At 74.0% G+C, this 18,610-nt stretch carries 14 protein-coding genes; 10 read left to right on the top strand and 4 right to left on the bottom strand.

Annotated features, from left to right (window positions below; all coding sequences use genetic code 11):
* Nucleotides 1-13 precede the first annotated feature (13 nt).
* Complete coding sequence (locus VKK44_RS18440; RefSeq protein WP_343442345.1) at nucleotides 14-1,138, bottom strand: glycosyltransferase; 1,125 nt, start codon at nucleotides 1,136-1,138, stop codon at nucleotides 14-16.
* 189 nt (nucleotides 1,139-1,327) lie between these two features.
* On the opposite strand from VKK44_RS18440, the gene VKK44_RS18445 reads away from it, so the two are divergent.
* On the top strand, nucleotides 1,328-2,521 hold the full coding sequence (locus VKK44_RS18445) for a glycosyltransferase family 4 protein (RefSeq protein ID WP_343442346.1): 1,194 nt from the start codon (nucleotides 1,328-1,330) through the stop codon (nucleotides 2,519-2,521).
* 112 nt (nucleotides 2,522-2,633) lie between these two features.
* Nucleotides 2,634-3,500 carry an NAD(+)/NADH kinase gene (locus VKK44_RS18450; RefSeq protein WP_343447811.1) on the top strand — a complete coding sequence of 289 codons (867 nt, stop codon included), beginning with the start codon at nucleotides 2,634-2,636 and terminating at the stop codon, nucleotides 3,498-3,500.
* A 3-nt stretch (nucleotides 3,501-3,503) separates the two neighbouring features.
* Here the strand turns inward: VKK44_RS18450 and pgm are convergent, their stop codons facing one another.
* Entirely contained in the window at nucleotides 3,504-5,147 is a 1,644-nt protein-coding gene (gene pgm / locus VKK44_RS18455; RefSeq protein ID WP_343442347.1) for a phosphoglucomutase (alpha-D-glucose-1,6-bisphosphate-dependent), read from the bottom strand.
* Between the two features lie 32 nt (nucleotides 5,148-5,179).
* Complete coding sequence (gene glgC / locus VKK44_RS18460) at nucleotides 5,180-6,412, bottom strand: glucose-1-phosphate adenylyltransferase (RefSeq protein WP_343442348.1); 1,233 nt, start codon at nucleotides 6,410-6,412, stop codon at nucleotides 5,180-5,182.
* Nucleotides 6,413-6,506: 94 nt separating this feature from the next.
* Here glgC and glgA point away from each other — a divergent pair, with 94 nt between their 5' ends.
* From glgA to glgB, 4 genes are all read left to right on the top strand, one after another.
* Nucleotides 6,507-7,712, top strand: a complete 1,206-nt coding sequence (gene glgA / locus VKK44_RS18465; RefSeq protein WP_343442349.1) for a glycogen synthase — start codon at nucleotides 6,507-6,509, stop codon at nucleotides 7,710-7,712.
* A gap of 281 nt (nucleotides 7,713-7,993) precedes the next feature.
* Nucleotides 7,994-8,767: a phosphotransferase family protein gene (locus tag VKK44_RS18470; RefSeq protein ID WP_343442350.1), complete on the top strand. Its 774-nt coding sequence runs from the start codon at nucleotides 7,994-7,996 to the stop codon at nucleotides 8,765-8,767.
* A 286-nt stretch (nucleotides 8,768-9,053) separates the two neighbouring features.
* Entirely contained in the window at nucleotides 9,054-11,150 is a 2,097-nt protein-coding gene (locus VKK44_RS18475) for an alpha-1,4-glucan--maltose-1-phosphate maltosyltransferase (RefSeq protein WP_343442351.1), read from the top strand.
* On the top strand, nucleotides 11,138-13,240 hold the full coding sequence (gene glgB / locus VKK44_RS18480; RefSeq protein WP_343442352.1) for a 1,4-alpha-glucan branching protein GlgB: 2,103 nt from the start codon (nucleotides 11,138-11,140) through the stop codon (nucleotides 13,238-13,240). The genes VKK44_RS18475 and glgB overlap by 13 nt, the downstream gene beginning before the upstream one ends.
* Before the next feature lie 17 nt (nucleotides 13,241-13,257).
* On the opposite strand, the gene VKK44_RS18485 is transcribed toward glgB, so the two are convergent.
* A complete protein-coding gene (locus VKK44_RS18485) occupies nucleotides 13,258-14,298 on the bottom strand; it encodes an App1 family protein (RefSeq protein ID WP_343442353.1) in 1,041 nt (346 codons plus the stop codon).
* 112 nt (nucleotides 14,299-14,410) lie between these two features.
* On the opposite strand from VKK44_RS18485, the gene VKK44_RS18490 reads away from it, so the two are divergent.
* The 4 genes from VKK44_RS18490 (at nucleotide 14,411) to VKK44_RS18505 (ending at nucleotide 18,604) form a co-directional block, all read left to right on the top strand.
* Nucleotides 14,411-16,018 carry a hypothetical protein gene (locus VKK44_RS18490; RefSeq protein WP_343442354.1) on the top strand — a complete coding sequence of 536 codons (1,608 nt, stop codon included), beginning with the start codon at nucleotides 14,411-14,413 and terminating at the stop codon, nucleotides 16,016-16,018.
* Nucleotides 16,019-16,040: 22 nt separating this feature from the next.
* Nucleotides 16,041-16,838 carry a peroxide stress protein YaaA gene (gene yaaA / locus VKK44_RS18495; RefSeq protein ID WP_343442355.1) on the top strand — a complete coding sequence of 266 codons (798 nt, stop codon included), beginning with the start codon at nucleotides 16,041-16,043 and terminating at the stop codon, nucleotides 16,836-16,838.
* Nucleotides 16,839-16,945: 107 nt separating this feature from the next.
* Nucleotides 16,946-17,596, top strand: a complete 651-nt coding sequence (locus VKK44_RS18500; RefSeq protein WP_343442356.1) for a hypothetical protein — start codon at nucleotides 16,946-16,948, stop codon at nucleotides 17,594-17,596.
* Between the two features lie 45 nt (nucleotides 17,597-17,641).
* On the top strand, nucleotides 17,642-18,604 hold the full coding sequence (locus tag VKK44_RS18505) for a TAXI family TRAP transporter solute-binding subunit (protein WP_343442357.1): 963 nt from the start codon (nucleotides 17,642-17,644) through the stop codon (nucleotides 18,602-18,604).
* Nucleotides 18,605-18,610: the final 6 nt, after the last annotated feature.

The following is an 18,610-nucleotide window of genomic DNA, read 5'->3' on the forward strand; positions in this document are numbered from 1 at the left end:
CGGTCGCCGCGGGCTACCGATCGGGCCCGGCCCCACGAGCGACGCCGGTCGGCATCCCGCCGACCGCTTCCAGGATCCGGTCCGCGTGGAACGCCGCGACGTCCTCCCGCTGCCACGCCAGTAGGGACTCCGGCCTGATCTGCACCGTCCGGGCGCGGAGTTGGGCGAGCAGGGCCAGCGCCAGAGCGGTGGCGTCCGGCGGCACCAGCAGCAGCCCCTCCCGCACGTGCCGGGCGACGGCCCGGGTGCCGCGATTGTCGACCACGACCACGGGCGTGCCGACCACGAGCGCCTCGGTGACGACCAGCGGGAACCCCTCCCGCAGGCTGGTCAGCAGCACCACGTCGGCCGCCGCCAGCTCGGCGGCCGGGTCGTCGGTCCACCCCGCGGGCACGATGCCCGCCTCCTCGGGCGGGGCCCACGACGGTTCGCGGGCGACGGTGGAACCGACGACCCGCAGTTCCAGATCCGGGCGCGTCTGCCGGGCCAGCCGCCACGCGGCGACGGCCAGATCGAGGTTCTTGTCGGGGGTCAGGCGACCCATGATCAGGACGCGCGGCGCCCGGTGCCCACCCTCATCCGCCCGCCGGCGCGCCGCGCGCAGCCCGACCACGTCCACCCCGGCCCCGCCGCACGGGGCGAGCCGGACCTGGCTGCGCGGCGCGAGGCGACGGTACGACGCCTGGTCGTCCGGGTTCTCGGTGACGTACCACGGGGTGAACCGCGCCGACGCGCTCTCCACCGCGGCGAAGATCCGCCCGGACCGGCCGGCCGCCCCGAAGAGCGTGCCGTGCACGACGGCGAGGTGTCGGGTCCGGGTGGCCCGGGCGACGACCCGGCCCAGCGCGATGGCGTACGGCGTGTGCAGGTGCAGCAACGCGGGCCGCTCGTCGCGGACGATCCGGGCCAGGTCCCGACCGGCGCGGACGAGGCCGCCGAGTCCGGCCCGCCGGAAGGGGGTGATCTCGTGGACCTCGTCGAAGCTGCGACGCAGCGACGGCGTGACGCTGCCGCGCCCGGCCACGGCGACCCGGCGGAACCCGTGCGACTCCAGTGCCCGGGAGACCGGGGCGACCACTCCCTCCAGCGTCAGGCCCAGCGCGGCGACGAACAGCACGGTGGGCGGCGGCGGGGCCACCGTCCGCCGCTCACCCGGCCGTGCACTGCCTCGAACCCGCATCCGGTCCCTTCCCTGTCTCGCGACGGCCCGTCCGACGACCGTCCCGGTCGTCGCGCCGCGTCGCTTGGGGTCAACGAACCACCGGGCGGGTGGTGATGCCGCGGACGGCCACCGCGACCTCCGCCCGGGGAGATCGTTGAGCACCACATGTCCGCCAGTCAGATCGGCACACCGCCGACCACCGGCCGCCGACCACCGGCGCGACCCCTCGCGGTCGCCCGCGTGCTGGGGTCGCTGGACACCGGCGGCACCGAGCTGAGAGCGCTGGAGATCGCTCCCCGGCTGCGGGAGGCCGGGGTGGTCACCCATTTCGTGACCATCACCGGTCGGCGGGGCGCCAACGCCGCGGCGGCCGAGCGGGCCGGCGCCCACGTCCACCCGTTGCCGCTCGACCCGTCGTTCCCCGTGCGTTTCGTCCGGCTCCTGCGGCGGCTCGGGATCCGCGCGGTCCACGCCGACGTGCACACCTTCTCGGGGGCGATCCTGCTGCTCGCCGCCATCGCTGGCGTGCCGGCCCGCATCGCCTACTTCCAGTCCGACGGCGACGGGTGGCCGGACACCGTGCGGCGCCGCGCCCAGCGCGCCGTGATGCGGAAGCTGATCTCGACGTTCGCCACCGACATCCGCGGGGTCGCTCCGGGCTCGTTGACCGGTGGCTACGGCCCGGCCTGGCCGTCGGATCCCCGCTGCCGGGTCCTGCCGACCGGGCCCGACGTGCGTCGGCTGCGCCGCCTCCCGCAGTCGGATCTGCGGGCCGAGGTGGGCGCGGCGCCCGAGTACCTGCTCTGCCTCTTCGTCGGTCGGCCCGATCCGGTCAAGCGCCGTCCGATGCTGCCCCGGATCGTCGCCGCCCTGGAGGCGCGCGGCGTGCGGGCCCACGTCGTCATCGCGGGACCGCACGAGCGGGACGCCGACGAGGAGGTCCGGCGGACGGCGCGTACGCACCACGTCGAGGACCGGGTGCACCTGCTCGGTGCCCGCGACGACATCGGCGCGCTGCTGCGGCAGGCCGACGTGATGATCCATCCGGCGAGTCGGGAAGGTCTGCCCGGGGTGGTGCTCGAAGCGGTCGCGACCGGCACTCCGGTCGTCGCCACCGACCTGCCCGGCGTGCGGTACATCGACGACGAGCTGGGTGGGGTGTCCCTGGTGGATGTCGACGCGCCACCCGAGGTCTGGGCCGAGCGGGTGGTCTGCCTCGCGCCCGCCCCCGGCCGGGAACGCGACGTGGAGAGCGCGCTGCGCCGGTACGAGGCGAGCAGTTTCGCGCCCGAGGCGCTGCGGCGGGAGTTCCTGGCGATGTACCGGGCGCCGGTCGACGACGGTGCCGCCCACCACTGAACGCCGTCTTCGCCCGACGGACCACCCCCTGGTGTGGTGAGCTGTATCGGTGGCGGGGTACGTGTTCGGGCTGGTGCTGCACCCGACCCGGGACGTCTCCGAGGTGGTGGAGATGGTCGTGGGCTGGGCCACCCGGCACGGCAAGACGCTTGCCGTACGCGCCGAGGACCGGCACCGGGTGCCGACCTCGGTGGAGGCGGTGGCCGCCGACGAGCTGGCCGCGCACTGCGACGCGTTGATCAGCATCGGCGGGGACGGCACGATGCTCGGCGCGCTGCGGCTGGCGGTCAGGGCCCCGAAGCCGGTGCTCGGGGTCAACCTGGGCCGGGTCGGTTTCCTGGTCGAGGTGCAGCCACCGGAGCTGCCCCGGGCGCTGGAACGGCTGGTGGCGCACGACTTCACCGTCGAGTCGCACGCCTGCCTGGCCTGTGACGTGTGCGGCGACGACGTGGTGGCGTTCAACGACATCGCGCTGGTCCGGCAGCCGGGGGCCGGCTTCGTCACCGCCACGCTCGCGGTGGACGGCCAGCGGTACGGCTACTACCGGTGCGACGCGCTGGTGGTGAGCACACCGACCGGCTCGACCGCGTACAGCTACGCCGCCGGCGGTCCGTTGGTCTCGCCGGCGACGGAGGCGCTGGTGGTGACGCCGTCGGCGCCGATGGCCGGGATCTCCCGGTCCGTGCTGCTCTCCCCGCACGAGAGCGTCCACCTGGAGCTGCGCCCGGACTCGGCGCCGGTGGCGGTGGAGATGGACGGGCTGCTGATCCGGCAGGCGGCGACCGAGGGCTCGGTGCACGTGCGGTACGTCCCCGACGCCGGTCGGGTGGTCCGCCTCGACCCACGCCGCTACCAGGAGCGCAATCAGCTCAAGCTGAGCCTGCTGGACCTGCCGCTGCTGCCCGAGCAGCTCCGCGAGCTGCTGCCGGACGGGCTGCGGGAGCAGCTCAACCGACGTGAGCTGCCCCCGTACCGCTGACCGTCAGGCTGTGCCGAGCACGCCGTCGACGAGCGACTTCGCCTCGTCCTGGATGCGGGCCAGGTGCTCCGGGCCCCGGAACGACTCGGCATAGATCTTGTAGACGTCCTCGGTGCCCGACGGCCGGGCCGCGAACCAGCCCGACTCGGTGGTCACCTTCAGCCCGCCGATCGGCGCGCCGTTGCCCGGGGCGCTGGTGAGCGTGGCGGTGATCGGCTCGCCGGCCAGCTCGGTCGCGGTCACCTGCTCCGGCGAGAGCTTGCCGAGGACGGCCTTCTGCTCCCGGCTGGCGGGGGCGTCGATCCGGGCGTACGCGGGCGCGCCGAAGCGCTCGGCCAGCTCGGCCCAGTGCTCGCTGGGCGTACGCCCGGTCACCGCGATGATCTCGGCGGCCAGCAGGCAGAGCAGGATGCCGTCCTTGTCGGTGGTCCAGGTGCTGCCGTCGCGGCGCAGGAACGACGCGCCGGCGCTCTCCTCGCCGCCGAAGCCGACCGCGCCGTCGAGCAGGCCCGGCACGAACCACTTGAAGCCGACCGGCACCTCCAGCAGCGGCCGGCCCAGGTCGGCCGCGACCCGGTCGATCATCGAGGAGGAGACCAGCGTCTTGCCCACCGCCGCGGCCGGGCCCCACCGTTCCCGGGTACGGAACAGGTGGCCGATCGCCACCGCCAGGTAGTGGTTGGGGTTCATCAGCCCGCCGTCCGGCGTGACGATGCCGTGGCGGTCGGCGTCGGCGTCGTTGCCGGTGGAGACCGCGAACCGGTCCCGGGCGGCGATCAGCGAGGCCATCGCGTTCGGCGAGGAGCAGTCCATCCGGATCTTGCCGTCGCCGTCGAGCGTCATGAACCGCCAGGTCGGGTCCACCTCCGGGTTGATCACCGTGAGGTCGAGGCGGTGCCGCTCGGCGATCTCCCCCCAGTACGCCACGCTCGCCCCGCCCATCGGGTCCGCGCCGATGCGCACCCCGGCGTCCCGGATCGCGTCGATGTCCAGCACGGCGGGCAGGTCGTCGACGTACCGGGCGAGGAAGTCGTACTCCCCGATGGTGTCGGCGGCGCGGGCCCGCGCGTACGGGATGCGCTTCACCTCCTTGAGCCCGGCGGCGAGGATGGCGTTCGCGCGGTCCTGGATCCACTTCGTGACGTCGGTGTCGGCGGGCCCGCCGTTGGTGGGGTTGTACTTGAACCCGCCGTCGGACGGCGGGTTGTGCGACGGGGTGATCACGATGCCGTCGGCGAGCCCGCTGGTGCGGCCCCGGTTGTGGGTGAGGATGGCGTGCGACGCCGCCGGGGTCGGGGTGTAGCCGTCCCGGCTGTCGCGCAGCACGGTGACCTCGTTGGCGGCGAGCACCTCCAGCGCGTCGACCTCGGCCGGCGCGGAGAGCGCGTGGGTGTCCCGGGCCAGGAAGAGCGGCCCGTCCACGCCGTGCTCCCGCCGGTAGTCGCAGAGCGCCTGGGTCACGGCGAGGATGTGGTCGGAGTTGAACGCGTTGCGCAGGCTCGACCCGCGGTGCCCGGAGGTGCCGAAGGAAACCTGCTGCGCCGGGTCGTCCGGGTCCGGGTGCTCGGCGTAGTAGGCGGTGACCAGCCGGGGCACGTCGACCAGGTCGGCGGGCTCGGCGGGCTGCCCGGCACGGGGGTGGGCCACTGCGGGATCCTCCTCGGGTTGGATGGGGCCGGTCAGGGCTCGACGCGCTGACCCTTGCCGATGACGACGATGCCGTTGTCGGAGACGGTGTAACGCTGGCGGTCCTTCTCCAGGTCGACGCCGATCTCGGCGCCCTCCGGCACGTAGACGTTCTTGTCCAGGATCGCGCGGCGGACGACCGCGTGCCGGCCGATCTCGACACCCTCCATCAGCACGGCGCCGTCGACGTGCGCCCAGGAGTGCACCTTCACCTTGGGCGAGACGATCGAGTTCTCCACCAGCGAGCCGGAGATCACCGCCCCGGGCGAGACCATCGAGCCGACCGCCCGGCCGACCCGCTCGCCCCACTGGTGGACGAACTTCGCCGGCGGGTACGGCGGCTGGTCGGTGTAGATCGGCCAGTCGAAGTTGTAGAGGTTGAACACCGGGTGCACGTTGATCAGATCCATGTGCGCGTCGTAGAACGAGTCGAGCGTCCCCACGTCACGCCAGTAGCCGCGGTCCCGGTCGGTACTGCCCGGCACCTCGTTGTCCTTGAAGTCGTAGACGTTGGCCTCGCCACGCTCGACCAGCATCGGGATGATGCTGCCGCCCATGTCGTGCTTGCTGGTCCGGTCCTCCGCGTCGCGCTCGACCGCCTCGCAGAGCGCGCCCGTGGAGAACACGTAGTTCCCCATCGAGGCGTAGATCTGGTCGGGGGCGTCGGGCAGGCCCACCGCGTCGGTGGGCTTCTCCCGGAACGCCCGGATCCGCTTGCCGTCCTCGCCGACCTCGATCACGCCGAACTGGTCGGCCATGCTCAGTGGCTGGCGGATGCCGGCCACCGTCACGCCGGCTCCGGAGGCGATGTGGTCCTCCACCATCTGCCGGGGGTCCATCCGGTAGATGTGGTCGGCGCCGAAGACGATCACGTGGTCGGGCTGTTCGTCGTTGATCAGGTTGAAGCTCTGGTAGATCGCGTCGGCCGAGCCGGCGAACCACCACGGGCCGCGGCGCTGCTGCGCCGGCACCGGCGTGACGTAGTTGCCGAGCAGCGTCGACATCCGCCAGGTCTTGGTGATGTGACGGTCCAGGGAGTGGGACTTGTACTGGGTCAGCACGACGATCTTGAGAAAGCCGGCGTTCGCCAGGTTGGACAGGACGAAGTCGACCATGCGGTACATCCCGCCGAAGGGGACGGCCGGCTTCGCCCGGTCGGTGGTCAGGGGCATCAGGCGCTTGCCCTCCCCGCCGGCCAGGACGATCGCGAGCACCTTGGCAGCCATGGTCAGACGCTATCCACCCGGGAGCGACTTCACCACTCGGACGGCCACACTTGCGTACCCGGTGCGATCCGGCGGTCTGCACTAGGGTGCGGGCATGGCACCGTTGCGCGTCGACCTGCTCACCCGTGAATACCCGCCGGAGGTCTACGGCGGGGCCGGGGTGCACGTGGAATACCTGGCCCGTGAGCTGCGCCGCCTCGCCGAGGTGCGGGTGCACTGCTTCGGCGCGCCCCGCGACGAGCCGGGCGTCACCGCGTACGCCGAGCCGGCCGGGCTGGCCGGCGCGAACGCCGCGCTGCGCGTCATGGGCGTCGACCTGGAGATGGCCGCCGGCACGGCCGGCACCGACGTGGTGCACAGCCACACCTGGTACGCCAACCTCGCCGGGCACACCGCGAAGCTGCTGCACGGGGTGCCGCACGTGGTGAGCGCGCACAGCCTGGAGCCGCTGCGCCCGTGGAAGGCCGAACAGCTCGGTGGCGGGTACGCGCTCTCCTCCTGGTGCGAGCGGACCGCGTACGAGAGCGCCGACGCGATCATCGCGGTGAGCGAGGGCATGCGGCGCGACGTGCTCACCGCGTACCCGGCGGTGGACCCGGACCGGGTCCGGGTCGTCTACAACGGCATCGACACCGCGCAGTACGCCCCGGACCGGAACACCGACGTGCTCGACCGGCTCGGCATCGACCCGGCCCGACCCAGCGTGGTCTACGTCGGGCGGATCACCCGGCAGAAGGGCCTGCCGTACCTGCTGCGCGCGGCCCGGGAGCTGCCCGCCGACACCCAGCTCGTGCTGCTGGCCGGCGCGCCGGACACACCGGAGATCGGCGCCGAGGTGGAGGAGCTGGCCGCCGAGCTGCGGGCGAAGCGCTCGGGCGTGGTCTGGGTGGCGGCGATGCTGCCCAAGCACGAGGTGATCCAGGTGCTCACGCACGCCACGATCTTCGTCTGCCCGTCCGTCTACGAGCCGATGGGCATCGTCAACCTGGAGGCGATGGCCTGCGAGACGGCGGTGGTGGCCACCGCCACCGGCGGCATCCCGGAGGTGGTCGCCGACGGCGAGACCGGGCTGCTGGTGCCGATCGAGCAGGCCGCCGACGGCTCCGGCACGCCGCGGGACCCGGACCGTTTCGTGGCCGACCTGGCCGCCCGGATGAACGAGCTGCTGGCCGACCCGGCGCGCATCGCGGCATTCGGCGCGGCAGGCCGACAGCGCGCCGTCGACCACTTCTCCTGGCCCGCAATCGCCGCCCAAACCCTCGCCCTCTACCACTCCGTGAAGGGAGGGGCCCCTTCTTGACGCCTCCGGTAGAGGCGGGGCCCCTTCTCACCGTGTCGGCCGGGCGGGTGTGCGTTCCGCCGCGACCCGGCTCATGACGTGGCTCGCTCAAGGCGGCCCGGCCACCAACGGCTACCGGGTCCTCGACGTGCGGCAGGCGCCCGACCGCCCCGGCCGGGAGTTCGTGTTCGTCACCCAACGGTCGGCCTAGGCCGGCGCTGGTCCGCCACACGCGACCGCCGGTCGCGGCCCGCCGGCAAACTCCGGCGACATCGGCGGCCGTCCCCGTCAGGATGGCCGACATGGCAGAGCCCGTCCGGACGGCCGGCACGCAGGACGTCGAAGTCGTCGTCGCCCACCGCCAGCGCGCGACGCTGCGCGTCGGCGACGTGTTCCTGAAGGTCGACGGCGACCCGTCGCACGCCGACATCGAGATGCGGGCGATGGCCCTCGCGCCGATACCGACCCCGGCGATCCGCTGGCACGAACCGCCCGTGCTCGCGATCGCCGCCGTGCCCGGCACGGCACTCGGCCGCCTGGGCGAACCGTCGGCCGCCTCGCCGGCGGCGTGGGCCGCCACGGGCGCCGCCGTCCGGCGGCTGCACGACGCGCCGTTGCCGCCGTGGCCGGGGCAGCGGCTCGACGACGTGGCGGCCGAACTCGACCGCGAGTGCGCGTGGCTGCTCGCCAACGCCGCCCTGCCCGCCGAGGTGATCCGGCGCAACCGGGAGATCGCCGGGGCCGCGCTCCGGCCGTGGAAACCGGCGTTCATCCACGGTGACCTCCAGATCACCCACGTGTTCGTCGACGGCGACGAGGTCACCGGCGTCATCGACTGGTCCGAGGCCGCTCCCGGCGACGCCATGGCCGACCTCGCGACCCTGACGCTCGGGCACGAGGAACGCCTGGACGACCTGCTCGCGGGCTACGGCGCCGACGCGGACCGGGAGGTGATCCGCGCCTGGTGGTCGCTGCGCAGCCTGGTGGCGTCGCCCTGGCTGATCGAGCACGGCTTCGATCCGGACGCGCCGGGATGCGAGTTCGACGTGCTCCGGGCGCGGATGCGGGAACCCTAGACCGGCCGGCCGGCGGCGGGACGGGGCGGGCCGGCGGGGACGGCGCGGATGCGCCTGAGCCGGGTGCGAGACGCCGTAGCGGCGCAATGGGTGTGCGCGCATCGCTACCAACTTGATGGCGTGGACGAGTCACGAGGGCGAACCGTCCACGCCATCAAGTTGGTAGGCCGGCACGCGATGGGTGCCTGCGTGCGCCGGAGACGCCCATCGCGCGGCGGTGGGGCACCGACGGGGGCATCGGGGACGCTGTCGAGCGCGAGACGATCTCGCGCAGTAGGTTGGGCGGGTGACTGGACGGTTCCCGATCGAAGACGTCTCCCCCGTCGTCGCCTGCGGTCGCTACCCGGCCAAGGCGGTGGTCGGCGAGGTCGTGCCGGTGTCGGCGCGGGCCTACCGCGAGGGCCACGACGCGCTCGGCTGCAACGTGGTCTGGCTCGGCCCGGACGGCGTGGCCCGGCCGTTCACCCGGATGCGTCCCGGCGAACCGGGACAGGACCGCTGGCACGCCACCATCTGCCCGGACGCGGTCGGCGAGTGGCGGTTCGCCGTCGAGGCGTTCGGAGATCCGTACCTCACCTGGCAGAACGCGGTGACCAAGAAGCTGGCCGCCGGGCAGGGGGCGGCCGAGCTGGCCAACGACCTGGCCGAGGGGGTCCGGGTGCTGACCGCCGCGCTCGACCTGGTGCCGAAGGCCGACCGTGATCGCGTACGCGAAGCCGCACGAGCGCTGGCCGACGACGCCGAGAGCCTGCCGCGGCGGGTGAGCCCGGCGCTGGACCTCGCGCCGCTGCTCTGGGAGCACCCGGTCCGCGAGCTGGTCACCACCGGCGACGAGCGGACGCTGTGGGTGGACCGGCCGCGCGCGTTGTTCTCCGCCTGGTACGAGTTCTTTCCCCGCTCCGAGGGCGCGATCCCGGCCACCGTGGACGCGCCGGCCCGCTCCGGCACGTTCGTCACCGCGCTCGACCGGCTGCCCGGCGTCGCCGCGATGGGCTTCGACGTGCTCTACCTGCCGCCGATCCACCCGATCGGGCGGGTCAACCGCAAGGGCCGCAACAACGCGCTCACCGCCGGGCCGGACGACGTCGGCTCGCCGTGGGCGATCGGCGCGGCCGAGGGCGGCCACGACGCCATCCACCCCGACCTGGGTACGCCGGAGGACTTCCGCGACTTCGTCGCCGCCGCCGCCGAGCAGGGCCTGGAGGTGGCGATGGACCTGGCGTTGCAGTGCGCGCCGGACCACCCGTGGGTCACCGAGCACCCGGAGTGGTTCACCACCCGCGCCGACGGCAGCATCGCGTACGCGGAGAACCCGCCGAAGAAGTACCAGGACATCTACCCGGTGAACTTCGACAACGACCCCGACGGCATCCGGGCCGAGGTGCTGCGGGTGGTGCGGCACTGGGTCGGCGAGGGCGTGAAGATCTTCCGGGTCGACAACCCGCACACCAAGCCGTTCGACTTCTGGCACTGGCTGATCGCCGAGGTGAAGCGCGTCGACCCGGACGTGCTGTTCCTGGCCGAGGCGTTCACCCGCCCGGCGATCATGCACGGTCTGGGCAAGATCGGCTTCACCCAGTCGTACACCTATTTCACCTGGCGCACGACGGCGGCCGAGATGCGGGAGTACTGCGAGGAGCTGGTCGCCTCGGCCGACTGGATGCGCCCGAACTTCTGGCCCAACACGCCCGACATCCTGCACGAGTCGTTGCAGCACGGCGGGCCGCCGATGTTCAAGATCCGGGCGGTGCTGGCCGCGCTGCTGAGCCCCTCCTGGGGCATGTACGCCGGCTTCGAGCTGTTCGAGCACGTCGCGCGTCCCGGCGCCGAGGAATACCTGGACAACGAGAAGTACGAGCTGCGCCCCCGCGACTGGGCCGGCGCGCTGACGCGCGGGCGGTCGCTGGCGCCGTTCATCACCACGCTCAACCGGGTCCGGCGTGACAACCCGGCCCTGCACCAGCTCCGCAACCTGCGCTTCCACGACATCGACAACCCGGCGCTGCTCTGCTGGTCGAAGCACGACCCGGCGACCGGCAACGCGGTGATCGTGGTGTGCTCGTTCGACTCCCGCACGGTGCAGTGGGGCAACACCACGCTCGACATGCCGGCGCTCGGGTTCGACTGGCACGAGCGGTTCACCGTGCGCGACGAGCTGACCGGCGCCGAGTACGACTGGGGGCAGCGCAACGCGGTGCGCCTGGATCCTTACCTGCAACCGGCGCACGTGCTCACCGTGCGCCGCCCGGCGACACCGGCCGCCGCCGAGCCGGCGTACCCGGCCGCGCCGGACCTGACCGTCGAAGACGTACCCGCCGACCTCTCCGGCGGCACCGCACCGACCGCACCGGCCGAGAAGGACGACGCACGATGGACCAGTTGATCGCCGGTGAGGCGTACGACCCGCACGCCGTGCTCGGCGCCCACCCGGCCGACGGGAGCACCACGATCCGGACGCTGCGCCGGGGCGCGGGCGAGGTGACGCTGCTCGTCGACGGCGACCGGCACCCGATGAAGCGGGTGCACGACGCCGGCGTCTTCGAGGCGGTGCTCCCCGGCGAGGTGCTCGACTACCGGGTGGAGGTGGACGGCGCGACGCTCGACGACCCGTACCGCTACCCGCCCACGCTCGGCGACCTGGACCTGCATTTGATCGGCGAGGGCCGGCACGAGCGGCTCTGGGCGGCGCTCGGCGCCCGGGTCTTCGACGAGGGCGTGGCGTTCACGGTCTGGGCGCCCAACGCGCGCGGCGTGCGGCTGGTCGGCGACGTCACCGGCTGGGGGCCGGACGACGGCTGGCCGATGCGGTCGCTCGGCTCCAGCGGCGTGTGGGAGATCTTCGTGCCCGGCGTGCCGGCCGGCAGCCGCTACAAGTACCGCGTCCTCGGCGCCGACGGCCGGTGGCGGGACAAGGCCGACCCGATGGCCACCCGCACCGAGGTGCCGCCGGCCACCGCGTCGGTGGTGCACCACTCCCGGTACGAGTGGGGCGACGCGGAGTGGCTGGAGCACCGGGCGACGCGGCAGCCGCACCAGGAGCCGATGAGCGTGTACGAGGTGCACCTCGGCTCGTGGCGGCCCGGCCTCGGCTACCGCGAGCTGGCCGAGCAGTTGACCGCGTACGTCACCGAGATGGGCTTCACCCATGTGGAGTTGCTGCCGGTGATGGAGCACCCGTTCGGCGGCTCGTGGGGCTACCAGGTCACCGGCTACTACGCGCCCACCGCCCGGTTCGGCGACCCGGACGACTTCCGTCACCTGGTGGACCGGCTGCACGCCGCCGGCATCGGGGTCATCCTCGACTGGGTGCCGGCGCACTTCCCGAAGGACGAGTGGGCCCTCGCGCGCTTCGACGGCACCCCGCTCTACGAGCACCCGGACCCGCGTCGCGGCGAGCACCCCGACTGGGGCACGTACGTCTTCGACTTCGGCCGCAACGAGGTCCGCAACTTCCTGGTCGCCAACGCGCTCTACTGGCTCGACGAGTTCCACGTCGACGGGCTGCGGGTCGACGCGGTCGCCTCGATGCTCTACCTCGACTACTCGCGCCAGGAGGGGCAGTGGGCCCCGAACGTGCACGGCGGTCGGGAGAACCTGGAGGCCATCGCGTTGCTCCAGGAGGTCAACGCCACCGTCTACCGGCACCACCCGGGCGTGGTGATGGTCGCCGAGGAGTCCACCGCCTGGCCGGGCGTGACGCGGCCGACCTCCGACGGCGGGCTCGGGTTCGGGTTCAAGTGGAACATGGGCTGGATGCACGACACCCTGCTCTACACCTCGAAGGACCCGATCTACCGGCAGCACCACCACCATCAGCTCACGTTCTCCCTGGCGTACGCGTGGAGCGAAAACTACGTGCTGCCGATCAGCCACGACGAGGTGGTGCACGGCAAGGGGTCGTTGACCGGCAAGATGCCCGGCGACACCTGGCAGCGGCTGGCGACCACACGGGCGCTGCTGGCGTACATGTGGGCGCACCCCGGCAAGCAGTTGCTCTTCATGGGCTGCGAACTCGCCGACGACCGGGAGTGGAGCGAGGAACGCGGCCTCGACTGGTACCTGACCCACGACCCGGCCCGCGCCGGGGTGCAGCGCCTGGTTGCCGACCTGAACCGCGCCTACCGGGACACCCCGGCGCTCTGGGCGCAGGACACCGACCCGGCCGGTTTCCGTTGGATCGCCGGGGACGACGTCGCCAACAACGCGGTGTCGTTCATCCGGATCGCCCCGGACGGCCGGACGCTGGTGTGCGTGGCGAACTTCTCCGCGACGCCGTTGGCGGACTACCGGATCGGCCTGCCGGCCGGCGGGACGTGGATCGAGGCGCTGAACACCGACGCCCACCACTACGGCGGGTCCGGGGTGGGCAACCTGGGTGAGGTGCACGCCGAGAACGTCCCGTGGCACGGCCTGCCCGCCTCGGCGGCGTTGCAGGTGCCCCCGCTGGGCGTCCTCTGGCTCCGCCAGGGCTGAGGGCGACGGGCGGGGGGTCAGACCAGGTCGGCTTCGCGGAGGAGCTTCCACAGGCCGGCGCCGTCGGGGGCGCTGAGCCACTTCTGGCCGACCGGGCCGGAGGAGGATCGTCCCTGCGGCGCGGGCAGGCTACCGGCGAGCACGGACTGCGTCGGCGACAGCCGCCGGATCGCCACGCCGGCCACATTGTCCGGGTGGGCGGCGGCGAACTCCCGGTAGATCTCCTGGTCGTGCTGCCCGTCGTCGCCGATGAGCAGCCAGCGCACCTCGGGAAACTCCCGCGCCAGCCGGGCCAGCGTGGCCCGCTTGTGCTCCCGCCCGCTGCGGAACCAGCGGTCGGCCGTCGGCCCCCAGTCGGTGAGCAGCAGCGGCCCGGCCGGGTAGAGGTGCCGGGACAGGAACCGGGTCAGCGTCGGCGCGACGTTCCAGGCGCCGGTGGAGAGGTAGAAGACCGGCGCGCCGGGGTGGGCGGTGGCCAGGCGCTCGTAGAGCACCGCCATGCCGGGCACGGCGTTGCGGGCGTGCTCGTCGAGCACGAACGTGTTCCACGCGGCCAGCATCGGCCGGGGCAGCGCGGTCACCATGACCGTGTCGTCGATGTCGGAGAGGATGCCGAACCGGACGTTCGGGTCGAGGATGCGCACCAGCGCCTCCACCGGCTCGGCGTCCGCCACGCTCAGCCGTACGCAGCCCCAGCCGGGGGTGAAGTCGCCCTCGACGACGGTGTCGACGAAGCCGCTGCGGTCCGCGGTCACCTCCTGGCGCACGCCGTTGACCTCGATGGTCACCCGGGCGTGCTTGGCCGGCAGGGTGGCGAAGCTGCGCCAGCCGCGCACCTTGTCCAGCCGGCCGCGGCGACGGGTGTCCGGGCGGCCCAGCAGCACCCGGCAGAGCACCCGCGCCCAGCCCGGCGCGCCGTAACCGGCGTACGCGATGATGTTGGGCTGCCATCCGGTGCGCCGCAACCGGCGCTCCACCAGGCCGTGCAGCGCGTCCTCGATGCGCGCGGCGCGGTGCAGTTGGGGCACGGCGAGCTGGTCCGGTGGTGTGGGCGGCACGTAGCAACCCTGCCACAACCGGCCGGACCCGGCCACGCGAGTGATCTACGCCGATCCACCCCGGCGCCGGCCGGCGGCGTGACAGACTGCGGTCGAGGCGACGACGGGGGCGTTGGTCGTGTCGCAGGTGAAGCGGGACGCAACGGGCCGGCCGGACGCGCCGGCGCTGGTGGCGTTGCTGCTCGGCGCGGTCGGGGTCGGCTACCGGCTGGTGCTGACGCTGTTCACGGTGCCCGCCTCGAACAGCGACGAGGCCACGTTCGGGCTGGCCGCCCTGCACATCGCCGGCGGCCACGAGCGGCCGGTCTTCCTCTACGGTCAGCGCTACATGGGGATGCTGGAGTCGTACCTGGCCGCGCCGCTGGTGGGCTGGGCCGGGCCGAGCTGGCCGGTGCTGCGGCTGCCGCTGCTCGCGCTCTACGCGATCTTCCTGTGGCTGGCGTACCGGTTGACCCGCCGGCTGTTCTCCCCCTGGCTGGCCGTGGCCGTGGTGGGGCTGCTGGCGCTCGGCTCGGAGCGGGTGGTCCGGGACCAGCTCACCGTGGTCGGCGGCCGGCCCGAGGTCAAGCCGGCGGTGCTGGCGTTGCTGCTGCTCGCGGTCGCGCTCGGCGAGCGGCGGGTGCGGCACCGCTGGCTCGCCACCGGCGCGTTCGGGCTGCTCACCGGGCTGGCGCTCTGGTCGGACTGGCTGATCACGCCCTACCTGCTGGTGGCCGCCGTGGTGCTGGTCCTGGCCGCCCCGCGGGACCTGGTCGGCTGGCCCGGCGTGCTGTTGGCCGTCGGTTTCGCCGTGGGCGTCGCGCCGATGATCAAGGACAACGTGGTGGCGCCGGCCGGACAGGACTCGCTGTCGGTGTTCCGGGAGATCAGCACGAAGGAGGGCGTCGCCCCGTCGCTCGCGGCACGGCTGCACGGCGGACTGCTGGAGGGGGTGCCGCTGGCGTCCGGGCTCTGCCCGATGGACGGCTGCGCGGGCTGGGCGCAGTGGTTCGGCGTGCTCTACCCGGTGCTGCTGGTGACCGCCGCCGGGCTCGGCGTGGTCGCGTACCGCCGGGCCGGGGACCAGGCCGCGCGGGTCCGGGCCACGGCGGTCCTCGCGCTGGTCGCCGGCGCCGCGTTGACGCTGCTGGCGTACGTGCGCAGCCCGCTCGCCGCGACCGACCCGGTGGGCGACGCGCGCTACCTGTCGGTGTTGCAGATCTCGCTGCCGGTGGTGCTCTGGCCGCTCTGGCGGGCCGCCGCGTCCACCTTCCGTGCCACCGCCGGCTGGGCGGCCCGGCTGCGCGGCGTTCCGGCCGCCGCGGCGCTGGCCGGGCTGACCGCCGCCACGCTGGCCGGCACCGCCGCGTTCGTCGTCGGCCTGCCGGGGGTACGCGCCGACGAGCGGGACGCCCGCCGGCTCGCCGGCGCGGTGCTGCGCGCCGGGCTGCACGAGGTGTACGGCGACTACTGGACCTGCAATCGGCTGATCTTCAACACCGGCGAGGCGGTGGCCTGCGGTGTGCTGGACGGCAACCTGACGCCGGGGCAGAACCGCTACCCGGCGTACTGGCGGCGGGTGGGGCGGGCGGCCCGGCCCGGGTACGTGGTCACGGTCGGGTCGCCCGCCGAGCGCGGCCTGCGGCGGCTGCTGGGCGGGCGGGCCGACGCGGCGGTGGTGGCCGAGGTCGGGCACAGTCGCGTGTACCACCCGGAGCACGCCGTGCGGCCGTGGCGCTGAGGTCCGCCCGTACGCTGTGCCGATGCTCATCCTGCTGCCCCCGTCCGAGGGCAAGGCCGACGCCGGCACCGGCCGCCGGCTGGACCTGTCCCGGCTGTCCCTGCCCGAGCTGAACCCGGCCCGGGACGCGGTGCTGGACGCGCTCGTCGCGCTGTGCGCCGGGCCGGACGAGGCCGCCGCCCGGGACGCGTTGGGCCTGAGCGAGGGGCAGCGCGGCGAACTGCGACGCAACGCGCGACTGCGGGTGGCGGCGACCGCGCCGGCCGGGCGGCTCTACACCGGCGTGCTCTACGAGGCACTCGGCCTGGCCACGCTCCCCCCGACGGCGGAGCGGGCCGCCCGCCGGTCGGTGCTGATCAGCTCCGGCCTGTGGGGCGCGGTGCGGCTCGCCGACCGGGTGCCGCCGTACCGCTGCCCGATCGGGGCGCGGCTGCCGGGGATCGGGGCGCTGTCGGCGTACTGGCGGGCCGCGCTGGGCCCGGCCGTGACGGCGGCGGCGGGCCGCGGTCCGGTGCTGGACCTGCGCTCCGGCGCGTACGCGGCCACCTGGACGCCACGGGGCCCGGTCGCCGACCGGACGGTGACGGTGCGGGTGCTGCACGAGCGGCTGGTGGACGGGGCGCCGTCGCGGTCGGTGGTGAGCCACTTCAACAAGGCCACCAAGGGGCGACTGGTCCGGGACCTGCTGCTCGCCGACGCCCGCCCGCGCAGCGCCGACGCGCTGGTGGGGGCGCTACGCGACCTGGGGCACACGGTCGAGGAGGGTCCCCGCACGGCCGGCCGGCCCCGGCAGCTCGACGTCGTCGTCACCGAACTCTGAGGCGCGGCTTCGCGCAAATTTTGCTCAAGGCTCGGGCGCAGCGGTTCCCCGGCCCGGCGGTGAGGGCCACGGTAGAGGGACCCCACGTCGACCAAGGAGCTGTGCCGATGCTCTCCGAGCCCACCACGCTGCTCGACCGGCCGCGCCCGTCGTCGCCCCCGCCGCTGGACTGGCCGACCCTGACCGACGCCTTCGAACTCGCCTGCCTGGTGCGCTGCACCACGCCGCCGGCCGTCCGCGTCCGCCGGCTCGACGTCGACCCGTACCGGGGCGGGATCGCCGAGTTCAACCGGGAGGACGCGGCGCACCGGATGCGGCACCTGCTGCGCCGCCTCGACGTACCGGTGGAGCACGAGCTGGCCACCGGTGGGCTGCGGCGCCGCTACGAGCTGCACCGGCTGTCGGTGCCCCCGGAGCACCGGCCGGCATACGCGAACCTGCTGGCGGCAGGCTGGCGGCAGGGCCGTCGCGAGCTGCTCGGCGGGCCGTTCCCGGGCGCGTCGACGGCCCGTCGGATCTGGCGTCCCCGGTTGGCCACCGCGGTCTGGCGGGCCGCGCTGCTCGCCGGCGGCCGGCACGTTCGCCGGCACTGCCTCGGCATCCGGCTCACCGACCGGGACCTGGCGGCGGTGCTGGTGCGCGGCGCGGCGCTGCTGGACGTGCCGGCGGCGCTGCGGCCGGGCTCGGGCTGTTTCCTGGTGAGCGTCGCCAACGGCGAGCACCGGGCCCGGATCACCGAGAGCGCCGCCCTGGGCTGACCGGTCCCGGGGCGGGCTTGCGCGGCGGCGGGTGCACGGCGCAGAGTGCAGCGCGTGAGCCGACACTGGTCTGTGCGCGGCCGGCGCCGGACCGCGGCCCCGCTGGCGTTGCTGCTGCTGCTCGTCGCCGGGTTGGCCGGTTGCCGGGACGAGCCCACCGAGCCGGTGCGGATCCGGATCGCCACCGGCAGCCCGACCGCCGTCTACCATGCCTTCGGCCAGTCGCTGGCCGCGCTGCTCAACCGGGAGGTGCCCGGGGTACGGGCCGACGTGGTGGTGACCGCCGCCTCCGCGCAGAACGTCCGGCTGGTCGGCGCCGGCGAGGCGGAACTGGGCTTCACCCAGGCCGACGTGCTGCCGCCCCGGGAGCCGGAACACCCGACCGTGCTCGCCGTGGCCCGCGTCTACGACGACCTGCTGCACCTGGTGACCACCGCCGGCGGCTCGGTCCGTACGCTGGCCGACCTGCGGGGCCGGCGGGTCTCGGTGGGCGCCGACGGTTCGGGCACCGAGGTGACCGCCACCCGACTGCTGGAGGTGGCGCAGCTCGGCGGTGAGCGGGTCCGCCAGGAGCACCTGGGGCTGGACGACTCGGTGGCCGCGCTGCGCGAGGGCCGGATCGACGCGTTCTTCTTCTCCGGCGGCCTGCCGGTGCGCGGCGTCGCCGAGCTGGCCCAGCAGACCTCGCTGCGGATGGTCGACCTGGGCGACTGGACCGAGCCGCTGCGGCGCGCGTACGGGCAGGTCTACGTCACCCGGGACATCCCCCGCTCGGTCTACCAGGCGGACCCGGTCAGCACGGTGGCGAACCCGAACTACCTGATCGTCCGCGCCGGCCTGCCCGCCGGGCTGGTGCGCGAGGTGACCCGGTTGCTGATGGAACGCCGGGAGGAACTGGCCGCCGCGCACCCGGCGGCCGGTCGGATGAGTCCCCGGTCGGCGATCGTGACCACCCCGCTGCCGCTGCACCCGGGCGCGGTGCAGTGGTACCGCGACGCCAAGCCCTGACCGGGG

This window comes from Micromonospora sp. DSM 45708 (assembly GCF_039566955.1).
In the GTDB taxonomy this organism is placed as follows: Bacteria; Actinomycetota; Actinomycetes; order Mycobacteriales; family Micromonosporaceae; genus Micromonospora.